The following is a 15,182-nucleotide window of genomic DNA, read 5'->3' on the forward strand; positions in this document are numbered from 1 at the left end:
GGCTTATTTCTGATTCATCTGTGCAAATTGCGGGTAGTTTTCTCGCGTCACGGTGGCGTAGGGTACCCAGTTATAGGGCTCGGTTTTGGCGTGATCCAACATCGCTCGGGTCACCTGCACCGCACCGATCGCCTGGGCTTTGGCATCCTGGAAAATGGTCACCGCCAGGTCGCCATTTTTGATAAATTGCAGGCCGTCGGGCGTGCCATCGATACCGGCAACCAGCACGTCGCGCTTTTTGGCCTGTTTCAGCGCCATGATCGCGCCGATGGCCATCTCATCGTTGTTGGCGGCGATCGCATCGATCGCCGCGCCGTTCAGCAACCAGCCGGAAACCACGTCGACCGCTTCATTGCGTTGCCATTTGGCGGTCTGTTTCTCTACCACTTTCAGGTCTTTGTATTTGGCGATCACCGTTTCCACTGCACGGGTGCGTTCGCGAGTTTCTTCGTTGGAGAGGGCGCCCATCAGGATCGCCACGTTGCCGCGGTAATTCATTTTTTTCGCCAGGGCCTCCATCTGCAGGCGGCCGCTGAGCGCCGAGTCGGAGCCGACGTAGGCCGTCGCGCCGCTGAGCGGCACTTCGGGTTTGCGGTTGACGAAGATAAGGGGGACCGCGGCGCGTTGGGCGGCCGCTATCATCGGCTGGACGCCTTGCGTATCGACCGGGTTGAGGATAATGGCGTCCACGCCCTGATTAATCAGATCGTCTACCTGCTGCACCTGCAGGGCGACATCGCCTTTGGCATCGACGAACTGGCCTTGCAGCTGTTGCGCAGCCAGTTCTCGCGCCATTTGGCTGCGCAGGATGGAGACGAAGTTGAGATCGAAGTTGGCCAGCACCACGCCGACCTGGTAGGTCTTGGCCTGGGCGGTCACGACAAACAGCGAGCAGGCTAACATCAACAGCAGTCTGGTTTTTTTCATTACGGTATCCTGTTGAGAAGAGAGGTGTTATGTAAAAACAGTTCTTTTGCAACCGGGTGCAAAGCAGGAGACAAAACCGCGATGAGTCTCTGAATGACACCGTGAATGTCGGCCATGAAGAAAATTTGGTCAACAGGGGAAAGGTGAAAACAGCGCGGACGATCACAAACTCTTTACCTTTTGCACCCGGTTGCATAACAAATTGCAATCGGGTGCAAAAACGGGACATAATCGCAGCAGGTATGCCGGCAGGCGCTTAGGGGATCTGAGCGAGCAGGGTATAGTGTGACTTCACCGAAGCAGGGATCGACGCAACCATGACGAAACACCACAAAGCCACCGCCAGCGACGTCGCCGAAAAGGCCGGCGTCTCCAAATGGACGGTATCGCGCGCTTTTACGCCCGGCGCGTCGATCTCAGACAGCGCGCGTGAAAGCGTACTGGCGGCGGCGGCCGAGCTGGGCTATCGACCCAATCTGCTGGCGCGCAGCCTGTCGCAAAAACGCACGCACATCATAGGCGTAGCCATCGACGAGATGAAGAACCCGCATTCGATGATGATGCTCGATATGGTCACCAAACAGCTGCAAACCCGCGGCTATATGGCGCTGCTGCTGAACATCACCGCCGGGGAAAACTACCGGGCGGTAATGGCGATGGCCGACCAGCTGCAGGTCGATGGCATTCTGTTCCTGGCGACGGTGTTAACCCAAGAGTGGGCGGCGATTGCGCAAGATCTGCATCAGATCCCGCTGGTGCAGGTATGCCGCAATACGGAAAGTGAACACATTGATGTGGTGAACATCGACGGCTACCGCGCTGGCGAAGAGATCGCCACGCTGCTGATAGAGCAAGGTCATCGGCGCTTTGGCTACATGAAGGGGCCGGATACGCAAAGTAGCCATTTGCTGCGCATGGAAGGCTACCGCGACAAACTGATGGCCGCCGGTTTTCAGCTGGATCGGGTGCTCACCGCTGGCCACTACGATCGCCAGCGCGGTTTCCAACTGATGAGTGAATACCTGCAGGCAACGCCGGAAAGTGAGCGGGTTGAGGCATTGTTCTGCGAGAACGACGTGTTGGCGCTGGGGGCGCTCGAAGCGCTCAGGCAAGTGGCACCGTCGTCTTCGATGGCCGTGGTAGGTTTCGACGATATCGACGAGGCCGGCTCAGCCAACTGGGCGCTGACCAGCTACAGCCAACGTATTGACCGGCTGGTCGAAGAGGCCTTGAATCGCCTGATCGACAATCGCGCCACGGCGGACGGCGCCTGGCGGCACGGGGAATTGCGGGTTCGGCGGTCGCATTTGGCTGGGAAACCGGCGTAAGGATTTCTTTTTGTGTGACAATGTCACTATTGAGGCTTGATGAGAGCACATCGAGATGTAAAGAAGAAACTCTATAGAAGAGAAAGCGTTACATCCAGAGGGCCCATCGCCAGCGGTGGTAAGTACCGCTGGGAACGCCATGGCAAACAGGCAGACGATGAGCAGTTGCCACTGCGTGAAAGTATGCATGGGCAGATACAACATGGCATGGATTACACGCCGCTATTTCAATTTCTGCTCAGTAAAGTGGGCCAACCCTGGAATGAAGTACATAGCGAAGCGGTAAGTCGGTTGGATAAAGAAGCGCCTATTTTTTACCTGGTGGCGCTGCACCGTAAAAACTGGCAGAGCTATGTCCGCTGTGGTGAGTCGAGCTATTACAGCGGACTATGCATAGATGATCACGGGATACTGCAGAAAGTGAACCCGGCATTCACCGCAGAAGATGTGCCGGTGAGATGCCGCTGTTGTACCTATACGTTCAACGGGGAACTCGTACCCGTCACGGAAAAGAACTGGCAAAAACCCTATGAGAAGGAATCCTGGGAATAGTCAGGTTTCACGAGTGTCATTCTGGTGTAGATTGACTGCCGAAGTTTGCCAGATTTCACGTAGCGCGATCAAAAAAGGAGGGCATTTTGACCCATTTTGCACAGTGGCTTAGCCAAATTCAGGCGCTTGAGGTTGAACTGCACCAGCCAACAACGCGCTGCGATCCGAAACATGTCGCGGCATTGTTGCATGAAGACTTTGAAGAGATTGGTCGTTCAGGCCTACGTTATGACAAATGCCAAACCGTTGCGGCGCTGGAGATGGAAACGGATTATCCGCCGATTTTCGCCGAAGGGTTTAAGCTGGCGAAAATCAGTGAAGGCGCCGTGTTGCTGACGTATAAAAGTTTTCAGCGTGACGCGCAGGGCCGCGTCGTTCGTTGCACCGAACGCTCATCGATTTGGCTCCTGACGGAAAAGGCGGGTTGGCAGATGCGCTTTCATCAAGGTACGCCGACTAAGGGCTAAACTGAGATGGGTTGATAGATGGGCTTAAACATAAAAAAGGATGTCAGCCTGATAAGCCTTGAAGGTGAGGTGAGAAAGGACGGGCAGGATAATCCCGGTGCGTACCCAGTAATTCTATTTAACATAATATACATTATGCGCACCTAAGTAATGATATGTGGATTCTGCCGTTCAGGTTTGATCATGGGCTTTCTCCTGCGGTTAACCATATCAGCGCCAGCTGCTCATGCCGCTGAACAAATTCGTTTTTCAACCGGCCATAAGCCGCCGGGTTTTGCCGGCTGTCTTCTGCTGCCTGACGTTTGATTGCCGCATATTGCTGAGCAACACCATGATGCTTGCGCAGATAATCTCTGAACACCAAATGTCGGGTCGCCTGTTCACTTACTGCAGTAAATACATGATTGCCGTTTCCCGTGATGTAGTAACGCCTGCCGGCTATGCCGTTCTCGCCGCGCGGCGTAGCTCTCATATCATGTATCCTGTCATTCAAACCATCCAACGCCGCCAGGCTTTCAACTTCTAGCAAGATATCAATCGCTGGTTTGGCCGGCAGCGCCGGTCTGCTGATGAATTGCCGTTAACATGCCGGCCGGTATGCGCTCTGCCATTTCCCGCTCCAGTAATGATGACCGGACATGATTTTCTATGGCGGCTACCTGCCGGTATTGGCCAGAAATCCTCTGCTTTTTTGATCGCGCTACGTGAAATCTGATAAAACGTGGCAGCTACGATACTGCAGATTTCATCCAAACGCGTCACTTAAACGGGCAGTATTTGCCTGTTAAATGCGCATTGGCGTGCGTTTGCATCGCTTTCTACGTCCAACACGGCGTTGGCTATACTGAATGGGAACATTCTTTCACGCTCAAGGAGCCTCCCCATGTTTGATCATGTGAAATTTGGCGTCAGCGACTTTGCCCTCAGCAAAGCGTTTTTCCTCAATGCGCTGGCGCCACTGGGCGTAAAGATCGTTGCCGAAGGCGAACCCGACTATGGCGTTGAGCTGTGCCGCGATCGAGATAACGTGTCATTATGCCTGTTTCAGACCGATGAAAAACCGGCGCATCTGCACCTGGCATTTGCCGCAAGCAGCCGTGAACAGGTCGATGCGTTCTATCACGCCGCGTTAAACGCCGGCGGCAAAGACAATGGCGCGCCCGGCTTGCGGCCCAATTACCATGCCCATTACTATGCGGCATTTGTGATCGCCCCGGATGGCCACAATATCGAGGCGGTTTGCCATCACCCGATGGATTAGTAATTTTCCCTGTTAAAACAATCTATTAGTTAAGAATTGACACAATCTATTTAACATAATGTAATTGTGACGCGGTCACCTATAGTTACCCTGTCACGTCAATCCACTCCGCTCCGGTGATGCTGGCCAGACGTTGCGGCGCAATTCTCACGCCTGAGTTATCGCTGCCGCCTGCCGGAAGCACTTCACCGTAACTGCACAGGCTGCGGTCGCAGTAAATTCTCACCGTTTCCGGTGCGGCAAAGGGGCAAACGCCGCCGGGCGGATAGCCGGTTAATGCTTCAACCTCTTCCGCCGGCAGCATACGCGCCTTCACGCCGAAGAATTGCTTGTACTTCTTGTTGTCGATTCTGGCGGTTCCCGCCATCACCAGCAGCACCACGCCATCGTTCACGCGAAACGACAGCGTCTTGGCGATCTGCCCGCTCTCCACGCCAAAGGCTTCCGCCGCCAGCGCTACCGTCGCGGTGTTCTTTGCCAGCACCGTCACCGTCGTCTCCGGTGCGTGCTCGGCCAGAAATCGCTGAACGCGCTCTATACTCATGCCCTTCCTCCTGATATTGCTAAGCCATTGATAATGCCGCAGTGATGGTTTCGGTTTTAACATCGCATGCTAAAAATGAGAATCAAAATTGTTCAAATCGCTGGATCTGAACAAAGCTTTAAGGGGCCAATGGCCTTTTTACCCATCATTTTTCATGGAGATGCCTGCATGACCACGCAAACGACAGCAAGGCCCTCAGCGGCCGCAGTGGCCGTCTATGAATGGCTCAACCCGATACCTTATGGATTTTTCACCGCGGCGCTAATTTTCGACATCATTTATGCCTGCACTGCCAATATTCAGTGGGTTAATGGCGCCAGTTGGCTAATCGCCATCGGCCTGATTTTTGCCATCATTCCTCGCCTGATTAACCTGGTGCAAGTATGGTTCGGCAGCGGCCGGCTGCTGGGTTCGTCGGTCAAACTCCATTTCTGGCTGAACCTGTTGGCCATCGTTCTCGCCATTATCAACGCTTTCGTGCATAGCCGGGATGCGTATGCCGTGGTGCCCCAAGGCCTGGTGCTGTCTGCGATCGTGGTCGCGCTGCTCAGCCTGGCGAATATTCTGCTGGCCCTTGGCGCCCGCGCAAAATAAGGAGGTTTTCATGAAGCTCTCATCTCTGGCGCTCACCCTTTCCGCCGTATTGGCCTTGGCCGGCTGCGATAACAGCGCCGTCATTTCGCCAGAGCAACAAATGGGCCCGGACCCGACGTTGCCGGCGGCGCAAGACTTTCTGATGCCGCCGATGCAGGTGCCTAAGGGCGTTGGCTGGCAACAAGATCAGACGCCGAAAGTGGCGGAAGGCTTGAAAATCGATAAGGTGGCGGACGATTTGCTTCATCCGCGTCAGTTGCTCGCGCTGCCCAATGGCGATGTGTTGGTCGTGGAGGCCAACGGGCCGGGCACTGAAGCGGTGAGCACGCCCAAGCAGCTGATCGCCGGCCTGGTGAAAGGCCAGTCCGGTAAAGGCGGTAAAGGGGGCAATCGTATCACCCTTCTGCGCCCGACCGCCGGCGGCAACTGGGAAAAGCATGTCTTCCTCGAGGGGCTCGATTCCCCGTTCGGCGTCCAGCTGATTGGCAATACGCTGTACGTGGCCAACACCGGCAATATCATGCAGTACTCCTATCAACCGGGCGAAACGCGCATCAGCGATCCGGGTAAAGAGCTGGCCGATCTGCCGAACACGATCAATCACCACTGGACCAAAGCTCTGCTGGCCAGCCCGGACGGCAAAAAGCTGTATGTTGGCGTCGGCTCCAACAGCAACATCACCGAAAATGGCCTGGCCGTAGAGTACCGGCGCGCCGCGGTACTGGAAGTGGACACCGCCTCCGGCGCCAGCCGCATCTTCGCCAGCGGGCTGCGCAACCCGACCGGGCTACAGTGGGAACCGCACAGCGGCAAGCTGTGGGCCATCGTCAACGAGCGTGACGAGATCGGCGCCGATCTGGTGCCGGACTACCTGACCTCGGTGCAGGACGGCGGCTTCTACGGCTGGCCTTACAGCTATTTCGGCCAGCACGTCGATCGTCGGGTGCAGCCGGCGCGGCCGGATCTGGTGGCGAAAGCCATCAAACCGGACTACGCCCTCAGCTCGCACGTCGCACCGCTGGGGCTGCTGTTCTACACCGCGAGCGCTCTGCCGGCCGAGTATCGCGGCGGCGCCTTTGTCAGCGAGCACGGCAGCTGGGATCGCTCGCCGCTGAACGGCTACCGGGTCAGCTACGTGGCGTTTGAACAAGGCAAGCCGGTCGGCAAGCTCAAAGCCGTGGTGACAGGTTTTGTCTCCGATGATGAGAAGGAACTCTATGGCGCCCCTGTGGGCCTGGCGATCGACAAGACCGGCGCTTTGCTGGTTGCGGATGACGTGGGCAACACCGTTTGGCGCGTCAGCGCGAAGTAAGGTTACGGGCGGGTTCCGGTGAACTCGCCCGTGACATTGTCACTCATCCCTCTGCGCCAGCCAGATCGTCATAAAGCGGAATAATCGTGCCCGCCAGTTTTTCCGTCATTAATATTGTCCCCGTCATGTCATTGGCGCAAAAAAATAGCCTTTGGTCAGAATTAAAGCGCTTATCCGATAATATATTCATCAACAGAGCGTTGACCAGAAATAAAAGGTTTTAACATTTCGACATAAACCAGTACAATTCCCTACCCTGTGTTAACCCTTTTTTTAGGTTGATTGTGTCGTTAATTCAGCCCTCTGCATCGCGAAATCGGGCCGCCGCCTGGTTAGGGATGTTTGCCATTCTGATGCTGTTCATTGCGCCGGTGGTCTCGCGATCTCTGGAGCATGTACGCGCCGGAAGTGCTGGAACGACCGCCATGGCGGATTGCGGCATGGCGATGCCGATGCATCACGGGATGCATTCGCCGCCGCCTGAGCCTGAAAAAGCCTCACAGCCGCTGATGCAGCACGGCGGCGGCCACCATAACATGGCGATGATGATGGACGACAGCGCCTGCGGCTACTGCGTGCTGTTGCTGCACGCGCCGCTGCTGGACGTGAGCCACGCCCCGCTGTTCTGGTCCCAGTCGCTGGCTTCGCGCCCGCCGCCGATCCATTACCTCGTTCCCCTGTTTGCCCACGTCGTTCACACCGAATTACAGCCGCGCGCGCCCCCCGTCTCTTTCCTCTGATTTAACAATAAGCCCATTGCCGTTCTCTGTATTGCCGTTGATTGCTTCAACCCGGCGGAATTAACTCGCCCAACGGTTAATCATCGAGACGACATTATTAGTCCGGTTATTTCCACGTCGATGGAATTAACCTCCCGTATTTACCGATGGTGATTTTCGCCAGGCCGCCCTACGCCTGAATAATCCCTCGGCCAAGAACGGAATAGAGTTAGCTTAAGGAAAGATGATGTTTAAACCGACTTATAAAAAGAACGCCGTCACCCGCGCCATTACCACCGCCATGCCACTGTTCCTGCTGGCCGGCCACGCGGCGCAGGCGCATCAGCACCCTACCGACGCACAGCTTAATGATGGCGACGTGATCACCGTTACCGCACCGTTCTACTCTCCGCTGACCATCGTGACGTCACCGAAAACCCCGCGTCAGCCGGTGCCGGCCAGCGATGGCTCGGACTACCTGAAAACCATTCCCGGCTTTTCTCAGATCCGCAACGGCGGCACCAACGGCGATCCGGTATTTCGCGGCATGTTCGGTTCGCGGTTGAAGATCCTCACCGACGGTTCAGAGATGCTCGGCGCCTGCCCATCGAGAATGGATGCGCCCACCTCTTACATCTCGCCCGAAAGCTTCGATCTGCTGACCATCACCAAAGGGCCGCAGACGGTGCTGTGGGGGCCGGGTTCGTCGGCGGGCACCGTGCGTTTCGAACGTGAACGTCCGCGCTTCGACGAGCCGGGCGTCAAAGGCAACGCCAGCGTACTGACCGGCTCCAACGGCCGCTGGGACGAGAATATCGACGCCAGCCTCGGCGCCGAGCAAGGTTACTTGCGGGTGATGGCCAACAAATCTCGTTCCAACGATTATCAGGACGGCACCAATACGCGTGTGCCGTCGCGCTGGGACAAGTGGAACGGCGATCTGGCGCTCGGCTGGACGCCGGACAACGATACGCTGCTGGAAGTGACCATGGGCCGCGGCAACGGCGAAGCGCGCTATGCCGGCCGCAGCATGGACGGTTCGCAGTTCAAGCGCGAAAGCCTGGGCATGCGGGTGGAAAAATCCAACATCGGCGAGGTGCTGGATAAGCTGGAAGCGCAGGTCTACTACAACTACGCCAACCACGTGATGGACAACGTCACCCTGCGCTCGCCGGGCAGCGGTGGCATGGGGGGGCACGGCGGCCATGGCGGTATGAGCATGGGGGGCCACGGCGGGCACATGATGTCTTCCGGCATGACGATGCAGCTCGATCGCCGCACCGTCGGCGGCCGCGTGATGGGCACCTGGCAGTGGCAGGACGTGAAGCTTGAAAGCGGCCTGGACACGCAGACCAACACCCACCGCAGCATGAGCCGCGGCAGCTGGGAAAAAGACGCCCAGTTCAACAGCTACGGCGCCTTCAGTGAGCTGACCTGGTCCACCAGCGAGCAGGATAAACTGATCGGTGGCGCGCGTCTTGATCGCACCCTGGTGGAGAATTTCCGCAGCGGCAGCGATGGGGAGCGTTCAGACACCCTGCCGAGCGGCTTTATGCGTCTTGAGCATACGCTGGCCGACCTGCCGCTGATGTTGTATGCCGGCGTCGGTTATACCGAGCGCTTCCCGGATTACTGGGAGTTATTCTCGCCGAAGCTCGGCCCGAACGGCAGCAAAGATCCGTTCTCCAGCGTCAAGAGCGAGAAAACCACGCAGCTCGACATCGGCGCGCAGTACAACGGCAAGCGCTTCAACGGCTGGGTCTCCGCTTATGTGGGCCGCGTCGATGATTTCATCCTGTTCAAATACGATCCGCACAATGCGCGTCTCAGCCAGGCCGATAACGTCAACGCCAACATCATGGGCGGCGAAATGGGCATGGGTTACCAACTGAGCGAGCACTGGAAAACCGACGCCAGCCTGGCCTACTCCTGGGGTAAAAACACCAGCGACGGCCGCCCGCTGCCGCAGATCCCGCCGCTGGAGGCACGCTTGGGGCTGACCTATGAGTACGGCGACTGGAGCGGCACCGGTCTGTGGCGTCTGGTCAGCAGCCAGCACCGTGTGGCGATCAACGAAGGCAACGTGGTGGGCAAAGACTTTGCCGAAAGCGCCGGCTTCGGCGTGCTCTCCGCCAACGCCGCCTACAAGGTGAATAAAAACGTCAAGCTGAGCGCCGGTCTGGATAATATCCTGAACAAGACCTACAGCGAGCACCTTAACCTGGCGGGCAACAGCGCCTTCGGCTATTCGGCCAACAGCGCGGTGAATGAACCGGGCCGCACCCTGTGGGCCAAGGTTAACGTCACCTTCTAAGCCATCCACCGGGCGATGGGCAACCGTCGCCCGGTCATGCGATATGCGATCCGGTTCTTAGGATATGAGTTTTAAGTTTTTCCCATTCGGTTTAGCGGCGATTACTATCACCCTCAACGTAATCAACGATCCGGAGGGAATATGCAAAAGCTCACTCGTTTTCTGGCCCTGCTCGGCGAGCTGATGATCGAAAAAGCCGACGATGTCGCGCCACAGGCTACTCAGCCAGACGATCGCGACGACGCGTTGCCACCGCGCCTCGAACGCGGCGTTCCGCTGGCCGACCGCTTCCTGTTCATGTAATTTCCCGCGCTGTTTAACCCGCTTACACTGACCGCACGATATGTTCGCGCAGCCACCGGTGCGCGGGATCCCGATGCGATCTTTCGTGCCACAGCATGGTCATTTCAAAACCCGGCACCGCCAGCGGCGGCTCGAGTTGTTGCAATAAAGGCTGGTTGCGCACCAGCCGCTCCGGCAGCATCGCCACCAAATCGGACTGCGCCAGCACCGAGATCACGAAGAGAAAATGCGGCACGGAAAGCACCACGCGCCGCGTCAGCCCCACGTCCGCCAGCGCTTGGTCGGTGATGCCGTAGAAACCGGCGCCGTCCGGCGAAACCATCACCTGCTCCAATTGGCAAAATTGCGCCAGCGTCAGGTTTTCATGCAGCTTGGGATGGCCGACTCTGCCCACCAGCACATAGCGTTCACTGAACAGCGTGCGCTGACGCAAACCGGGCGGCGACCCCTCGCGGGTGTGAAACGCCAGATCGATCTCCCCCTGTTCCGCCAGTTTGGCGATGCGTGACGGCGCGGTTTCCAGCACCGCCAGCCGGGTGCCGGGCGCCGCCGTGCGCAAACCGTTCAGCGCCGGCAGGACGATGGTGGATTCGCCGTAGTCGAAGGCGGCCACACGCCAGGTATCGGTCGCCACGGCGGGATCGAACGGCGTCGCCGGCGTTACCGCCAACTCAAGCGCCGCCAGCGCCTGGCGCAGCGGTTCTCGCAGCTGCTCCGCTCTGGCGGTCGGACGCATGCCGCGCGGGCCGGGCAACAGCAGCGGATCGTCAAAGATCGCCCGCAGTTTGGCAAGATGCACGCTGACTGCCGGCTGAGAGAAATTGAGCCGCTGCGCCGCGCGCGTAACGTTGTGCTCCGCCAGCAGCGCGTCGAGCGTCACCAGCAGATTGAGATCCAGCCGCCTTAAATTATTCATGATTATACCTGGGATAACGGCAATTCATTTCTAATATACCTTGTGACGCCCTAACCTGCAGCTCTCACCCCAAGGAGAGTTGCTATGAATGTGCTGATTGTTTACGCCCACCCGGAGCCGCAGTCGCTGACCGGCTCACTGAAAAACTTCGCCGTTGAGCGTCTGACGCAGGCCGGTCATCAGGTACAGGTGTCCGATCTGTACGCCATGAAGTGGAAAGCGGCACTTGACGCCAACGACAGCCTGGAAGGCGCATCAGGGCCCCGTTTCGATCCTTCGCTGGATTCCCAGCGTGCGTTTGCCAACGGCGTGCAGAGCGCCGATATCGAACGGGAGCAGCAAAAATTGCGCTGGGCGGACGCGGTGCTGTTGCAGTTTCCGCTGTGGTGGTTCTCGATGCCGGCGATTCTGAAAGGCTGGTTCGAGCGTGTCTATGCCTATGGTTTTGCCTATGGCGTCGGTGAGCATTCCGATACGCATTGGGGCGACCGTTACGGCGAGGGTATGTTGGCGGGCAAACGGGCGATGCTGATCGTCAGCGCCGGTGGCTGGGAATCCCATTACGCCCCGCGCGGCATTAACGGGCCGATCGACGATATCCTGTTTCCGATCCAGCACGGCATACTGTATTACCCGGGATTGGAGGTGTTACCGCCGTTTGTCACCTATCGTGCCGGAAAGACCGACGAGACGCGCTTCGCCGCCCTGTGTGAACAGCTCGGACAGCGGCTCGATAATCTGTGGCACACTGAGCCGATTCCGTTTCGGCGGCAGAACGCCGGTGACTACCTGATCCCGCAGCTGACGCTGAAAGCACATCTCGCGCCGGGGCAAGACGGTTTTAGCATTCACCTGAAATAGCGCGAACCGCTCCTCTTATCGCGGCGCTGACGCAGCGCCGCCCCCGAGGAGGAGTTTGGCGCCCAATCCCATCATGACCAAGCCCGTAAATCTCTGCTGCCACACCAACAACCGAGGATTGCGGGCGAGCCATTGCCCCACGGTGCCGGAGGCCATAGCGACAGAGCCCAGCGAAAGGATCCCGGCCAGCTTCTGAATGGAACCTAAAACGAGCAATTGCAACCAAACCGGCCCGGTTTCAGGGTTAACAAACTGCGGGAGGAAAGCAAACATGAACAGCAGCGACTTAGGGTTGGTCAGGCTGTTAATTGCCCCTTCTTTCACCGCCTGCCACCCGGTCATCATCCGGGGTTTCAGCACGGCATCGGAACGCTGCCGGCTTACCTTCAGCATTTTTATCCCCAGCCAGACCAGATAGGCGGCCCCAACCCAACGCAATACGTCCAACGCCAGCGGATAACTATGCAACAGCGTGGCGAGGCCGAGCACCAGCATGGAAACCTGCACCATACCGGCGACAAAAACCATGCCGAAAACATTGAGCAGCGCGATGCGACGGCCTTGGCCGATACCCCGGGCCAGCGTGAGCATCATGTCCGGTCCGGGAGAGAGTTCCAGAAGGGTGAGTGCAACAAGAAAAGCAATAAACGTTTCGGCTGAAGGCATGGGGGTTATCACCGGCGAGTCAAAGGATACGGCAATCATATTCCTCCCCGGACATTCGCAACAGCACTATCAGACGCATCCGGGGAGTGTCGTTAACTCAGGGCGGCGAGAAATGCCTGATAGCCTTGCGCGCTGCTATCCAATTCGTGGGATTGCAGCGGTTCCACCGTCCCGTCCGAAGCGGCTTCCTTGCCGTAAAAGGCAAAGAACGAGGCATAATCAGCCCGCACGTAATCGGCGGTCACTTCAAACGGCCGGAAGATCTCCTCCAGCGAGTAGCGATAACGCCCTTCACGCGCGTAATCTTCTGCACGCACGCCCGCCGTGACCGCCAGCGCCAGTTTCTTGTTCTGCATCTTATAGCCGCTGCGGGAACCGTAGGCCCAGCCGTAAGTGAGCACGTCGTCCAGCCATTTTTTCAGCAGCGGCGGGCTGCTGAACCAGTAAATCGGGAACTGCAGCACGATGTTGTCATGCGCTTCAATCAACTGCTGTTCTTTGGCGACGTCGATCTGCCAGTCCGGATAGGCCTGATGCAATTCGTGCACGGTATACCGCTCCGGATAGCGACGCAGTTCCTCCAGCCAACGTTTGTTAACCACCGAGTTCGCCATATCGGGATGGGCCACGATCACCAAGGTTTTCATACTGATTTCTCCAGTCAGGTGTTTCGACGCATCTTAGGGTATGCTGACAGAATGTAAAATACGCACACTCACGACACATACTTACCTTGGAGAAAGTATAAAATGACCGCCGAATCTCACTGCAGCCCAACGGGCATCAGTCTCGAAGACACCGGCTATGGCTACACCCTGTCGGTGATCAACGGCAAATATAAAATGATTATTCTCTACTGGCTGGCGCTGTATAAGCCAGTATTGCGGTTCAACGAGCTGCAGCGCTGCATCGGCACCATTTCGTACAAAACGCTGAGTTCGACGCTGAAAGAGCTGGAAAAAGATCGCTTGGTGGTGAGAAAGGAGTATCCGCAGATCCCGCCCAAGGTGGAGTACAGCCTGTCCGAACGCGGGCGTTCGCTGATCCCGGTGATCGACATGATGTGTAACTGGGGGGAACAGCACCGGCCGGAACAGCCGGTGCCCTGAGGGGTTAGTTGTCCGCCGCCGCTGAGGTTGCCGGAGCGGGATCGTCGTGCTCAACCAACGCGTCCGCCGGCCGGCACTGGCGCAGCGTGCGTACGCTGAAAGCCACCAGCACGCCCAACAAGGCGGCGAATGCACCAAACGACAGCACGCTCATCAACGGGGTGAATACCCTGCCCAGTACGCCGAGCCCCAGCGCACCGATCGAGTCGCCGGTCACGTCCTGCGCGGTGCCCAGGCTGTTCACCCGTCCCAGCAAATGATCCGGCGTGTTGCTCTGGATCAGCATGAACTGCAGAAGTGAGGCGATAGCGTTGGCGTAGCCGTAGCACACCAGCGCCAGCAGCGCCGGCGCCAGGTGGCTGAACAGCCCCAGTGACGCGATGGCGGTGAACGCGACGATAGCGGCGATCAGGATCAGCACGCCAGGGCGAGCGTATCGCCCCACCCAGCCGCTGGTCAGCGCGCCCAGCATCGCACCGAGCGGCACCGCGGAGTACATCAGGCCGATAGAGGACGCGCCAACGTGGTAAGCGTCCTGCGCCAGCGCCGGGAACAGCACCCTGACGGCGCCGACGATGCTCATCAGCATCCCCAGCAGCACCACCGAGCCGACCACCTTATTGCGCCAGACAAACTGGAAGCCGCTGGCGAGCGCACGCAGCGGGTGTTCCGGCTCCTGCTGCTGCGGCAGCAGCGTCGGCAAGCGCACCAGCGGGACCAGGGTGCCCAGCGTCCCTGCCGCCGCGACGGCGAAGGCGAGACCGACACCCCCGAACACGATGATAATCCCGCCCAGCGCCGGTGCGAGGATCGCGCCGATGCGCACCGTCACCATGCTCAAGGCCCCTGCTGCCGCCAGGTTTTCACGCCCGACCAGCAGCGGGATCACCGCCATCAGCGCCGTCATACCCAGCGCGCCGAAGAAGCCGTCCCAGGCCGCCAGCAGGTAGAGCGCCCACAGCGACGGTGCCGGGGCGAAGGCGTTCAGGCTCAGGACGACAAAACCCAGCCCGCAGGTGCCGCGCGCAAACAGGATCAGCTTGCGGCGATCGTAGCGATCGGCAAGCACCCCGCCCAGCATCAGGCCGATAAACATACCTACGCCGTCCAGCGCCACCGCCACGCCCACCTGCAACGTGGATCCGGTCATCGCCTGGATCTGAATCGGCACCCCCACCGCCAACATGCCGAGGGAAAACACCGACAGCATGCGGGCGCAGAAAATCGCGCGAAAATGCGCATTGCTTCTCAGCAAACTGAAATCAAGAAAAAAAGAAGGTCTGGCCATAGTGTCCTGCATGTCATGTTT

18 protein-coding genes are annotated in these 15,182 nt (G+C 58.3%); 11 read left to right on the plus strand and 7 right to left on the minus strand.

The features are described from left to right. Positions 1–3: 3 nt before the first annotated feature. On the minus strand, positions 4–927 hold the full coding sequence (locus tag ACMGGW_RS10935) for a substrate-binding domain-containing protein (RefSeq protein WP_197831989.1): 924 nt from the start codon (positions 925–927) through the stop codon (positions 4–6). A gap of 317 nt (positions 928–1,244) precedes the next feature. Here ACMGGW_RS10935 and ACMGGW_RS10940 point away from each other — a divergent pair, with 317 nt between their 5' ends. The 3 genes from ACMGGW_RS10940 to ACMGGW_RS10950 all read left to right on the plus strand — a co-directional run bounded on the left by ACMGGW_RS10940 (position 1,245) and on the right by ACMGGW_RS10950 (position 3,274). Then, complete coding sequence (locus tag ACMGGW_RS10940) at positions 1,245–2,255, plus strand: LacI family DNA-binding transcriptional regulator (RefSeq protein WP_043137331.1); 1,011 nt, start codon at positions 1,245–1,247, stop codon at positions 2,253–2,255. Positions 2,256–2,294: 39 nt separating this feature from the next. After that, on the plus strand, positions 2,295–2,807 hold the full coding sequence (locus ACMGGW_RS10945) for a hypothetical protein (RefSeq protein ID WP_043137327.1): 513 nt from the start codon (positions 2,295–2,297) through the stop codon (positions 2,805–2,807). An 86-nt stretch (positions 2,808–2,893) separates the two neighbouring features. Next, positions 2,894–3,274 (plus strand): DUF4440 domain-containing protein, encoded by a 381-nt coding sequence (locus ACMGGW_RS10950; RefSeq protein ID WP_043137323.1) that lies wholly within the window; start codon positions 2,894–2,896, stop codon positions 3,272–3,274. Between the two features lie 181 nt (positions 3,275–3,455). Here the strand turns inward: ACMGGW_RS10950 and ACMGGW_RS10955 are convergent, their stop codons facing one another. Further along, a complete protein-coding gene (locus tag ACMGGW_RS10955; RefSeq protein ID WP_197832085.1) occupies positions 3,456–3,845 on the minus strand; it encodes a GrpB family protein in 390 nt (129 codons plus the stop codon). A gap of 312 nt (positions 3,846–4,157) precedes the next feature. Between ACMGGW_RS10955 and ACMGGW_RS10960 the strand changes: the two genes are divergently transcribed. Continuing rightward, a complete protein-coding gene (locus ACMGGW_RS10960) occupies positions 4,158–4,535 on the plus strand; it encodes a VOC family protein (RefSeq protein ID WP_025302858.1) in 378 nt (125 codons plus the stop codon). A gap of 85 nt (positions 4,536–4,620) precedes the next feature. Here the strand turns inward: ACMGGW_RS10960 and ACMGGW_RS10965 are convergent, their stop codons facing one another. Further along, positions 4,621–5,079: a YbaK/EbsC family protein gene (locus ACMGGW_RS10965; RefSeq protein WP_025302859.1), complete on the minus strand. Its 459-nt coding sequence runs from the start codon at positions 5,077–5,079 to the stop codon at positions 4,621–4,623. A gap of 168 nt (positions 5,080–5,247) precedes the next feature. Between ACMGGW_RS10965 and ACMGGW_RS10970 the strand changes: the two genes are divergently transcribed. The 5 genes from ACMGGW_RS10970 to ACMGGW_RS10990 all read left to right on the plus strand — a co-directional run bounded on the left by ACMGGW_RS10970 (position 5,248) and on the right by ACMGGW_RS10990 (position 10,321). Continuing rightward, positions 5,248–5,673, plus strand: coding sequence for a DUF2231 domain-containing protein (locus ACMGGW_RS10970; RefSeq protein ID WP_025302860.1), 426 nt, complete (start codon positions 5,248–5,250; stop codon positions 5,671–5,673). A gap of 10 nt (positions 5,674–5,683) precedes the next feature. Further along, a complete protein-coding gene (locus ACMGGW_RS10975) occupies positions 5,684–6,985 on the plus strand; it encodes a PQQ-dependent sugar dehydrogenase (protein WP_197831990.1) in 1,302 nt (433 codons plus the stop codon). Between the two features lie 338 nt (positions 6,986–7,323). Beyond that, the gene (locus tag ACMGGW_RS10980) at positions 7,324–7,725 is read left to right on the plus strand and encodes a DUF2946 domain-containing protein (protein ID WP_089195890.1); all 402 of its coding nucleotides are present in this window, start codon (positions 7,324–7,326) and stop codon (positions 7,723–7,725) included. A gap of 280 nt (positions 7,726–8,005) precedes the next feature. After that, positions 8,006–10,018 carry a TonB-dependent copper receptor gene (locus tag ACMGGW_RS10985; protein ID WP_420279539.1) on the plus strand — a complete coding sequence of 671 codons (2,013 nt, stop codon included), beginning with the start codon at positions 8,006–8,008 and terminating at the stop codon, positions 10,016–10,018. Positions 10,019–10,159: 141 nt separating this feature from the next. Beyond that, a complete protein-coding gene (locus tag ACMGGW_RS10990) occupies positions 10,160–10,321 on the plus strand; it encodes a hypothetical protein (RefSeq protein WP_162837924.1) in 162 nt (53 codons plus the stop codon). A gap of 22 nt (positions 10,322–10,343) precedes the next feature. Here the strand turns inward: ACMGGW_RS10990 and ACMGGW_RS10995 are convergent, their stop codons facing one another. Next, a complete protein-coding gene (locus ACMGGW_RS10995; RefSeq protein WP_049295626.1) occupies positions 10,344–11,237 on the minus strand; it encodes a LysR family transcriptional regulator in 894 nt (297 codons plus the stop codon). An 84-nt stretch (positions 11,238–11,321) separates the two neighbouring features. Here ACMGGW_RS10995 and ACMGGW_RS11000 point away from each other — a divergent pair, with 84 nt between their 5' ends. Next, positions 11,322–12,098, plus strand: coding sequence for an NAD(P)H-dependent oxidoreductase (locus ACMGGW_RS11000; protein WP_049295628.1), 777 nt, complete (start codon positions 11,322–11,324; stop codon positions 12,096–12,098). Positions 12,099–12,113: 15 nt separating this feature from the next. On the opposite strand, the gene ACMGGW_RS11005 is transcribed toward ACMGGW_RS11000, so the two are convergent. Further along, positions 12,114–12,764, minus strand: a complete 651-nt coding sequence (locus tag ACMGGW_RS11005) for a LysE family translocator (RefSeq protein ID WP_072008229.1) — start codon at positions 12,762–12,764, stop codon at positions 12,114–12,116. A gap of 92 nt (positions 12,765–12,856) precedes the next feature. Next, positions 12,857–13,411 carry an NAD(P)H-dependent oxidoreductase gene (locus tag ACMGGW_RS11010; RefSeq protein WP_043137298.1) on the minus strand — a complete coding sequence of 185 codons (555 nt, stop codon included), beginning with the start codon at positions 13,409–13,411 and terminating at the stop codon, positions 12,857–12,859. 102 nt (positions 13,412–13,513) lie between these two features. Here ACMGGW_RS11010 and ACMGGW_RS11015 point away from each other — a divergent pair, with 102 nt between their 5' ends. After that, on the plus strand, positions 13,514–13,873 hold the full coding sequence (locus ACMGGW_RS11015) for a winged helix-turn-helix transcriptional regulator (RefSeq protein ID WP_025302868.1): 360 nt from the start codon (positions 13,514–13,516) through the stop codon (positions 13,871–13,873). Positions 13,874–13,877: 4 nt separating this feature from the next. Here ACMGGW_RS11015 and entS read toward each other — a convergent pair whose 3' ends face one another. Beyond that, positions 13,878–15,161, minus strand: a complete 1,284-nt coding sequence (gene entS, locus ACMGGW_RS11020) for an enterobactin transporter EntS (RefSeq protein ID WP_197831992.1) — start codon at positions 15,159–15,161, stop codon at positions 13,878–13,880. Positions 15,162–15,182: the final 21 nt, after the last annotated feature.

The organism is Serratia sp. BNK-4 (assembly GCF_048685115.1).
Taxonomy (GTDB): domain Bacteria; phylum Pseudomonadota; class Gammaproteobacteria; order Enterobacterales; family Enterobacteriaceae; genus Serratia; species Serratia bockelmannii.

Coding starts and splice junctions, on each gene's coding strand:
- ACMGGW_RS11015 (WP_025302868.1), top strand. CDS start 13,514: ATGACCGCCGAATCTCACTGCAGCCCAACGGGCATCAGTCTCGAAGAC.
- ACMGGW_RS10945 (WP_043137327.1), top strand. CDS start 2,295: ATGAGAGCACATCGAGATGTAAAGAAGAAACTCTATAGAAGAGAAAGC.
- ACMGGW_RS11010 (WP_043137298.1), bottom strand. CDS start 13,411: ATGAAAACCTTGGTGATCGTGGCCCATCCCGATATGGCGAACTCGGTG.
- entS (WP_197831992.1), bottom strand. CDS start 15,161: ATGGCCAGACCTTCTTTTTTTCTTGATTTCAGTTTGCTGAGAAGCAAT.
- ACMGGW_RS10965 (WP_025302859.1), bottom strand. CDS start 5,079: ATGAGTATAGAGCGCGTTCAGCGATTTCTGGCCGAGCACGCACCGGAG.
- ACMGGW_RS10960 (WP_025302858.1), top strand. CDS start 4,158: ATGTTTGATCATGTGAAATTTGGCGTCAGCGACTTTGCCCTCAGCAAA.
- ACMGGW_RS11000 (WP_049295628.1), top strand. CDS start 11,322: ATGAATGTGCTGATTGTTTACGCCCACCCGGAGCCGCAGTCGCTGACC.
- ACMGGW_RS10980 (WP_089195890.1), top strand. CDS start 7,324: ATGTTTGCCATTCTGATGCTGTTCATTGCGCCGGTGGTCTCGCGATCT.
- ACMGGW_RS10970 (WP_025302860.1), top strand. CDS start 5,248: ATGACCACGCAAACGACAGCAAGGCCCTCAGCGGCCGCAGTGGCCGTC.
- ACMGGW_RS11005 (WP_072008229.1), bottom strand. CDS start 12,764: ATGCCTTCAGCCGAAACGTTTATTGCTTTTCTTGTTGCACTCACCCTT.
- ACMGGW_RS10935 (WP_197831989.1), bottom strand. CDS start 927: ATGAAAAAAACCAGACTGCTGTTGATGTTAGCCTGCTCGCTGTTTGTC.
- ACMGGW_RS10985 (WP_420279539.1), top strand. CDS start 8,006: ATGCCACTGTTCCTGCTGGCCGGCCACGCGGCGCAGGCGCATCAGCAC.
- ACMGGW_RS10940 (WP_043137331.1), top strand. CDS start 1,245: ATGACGAAACACCACAAAGCCACCGCCAGCGACGTCGCCGAAAAGGCC.
- ACMGGW_RS10990 (WP_162837924.1), top strand. CDS start 10,160: ATGCAAAAGCTCACTCGTTTTCTGGCCCTGCTCGGCGAGCTGATGATC.
- ACMGGW_RS10995 (WP_049295626.1), bottom strand. CDS start 11,237: ATGAATAATTTAAGGCGGCTGGATCTCAATCTGCTGGTGACGCTCGAC.
- ACMGGW_RS10975 (WP_197831990.1), top strand. CDS start 5,684: ATGAAGCTCTCATCTCTGGCGCTCACCCTTTCCGCCGTATTGGCCTTG.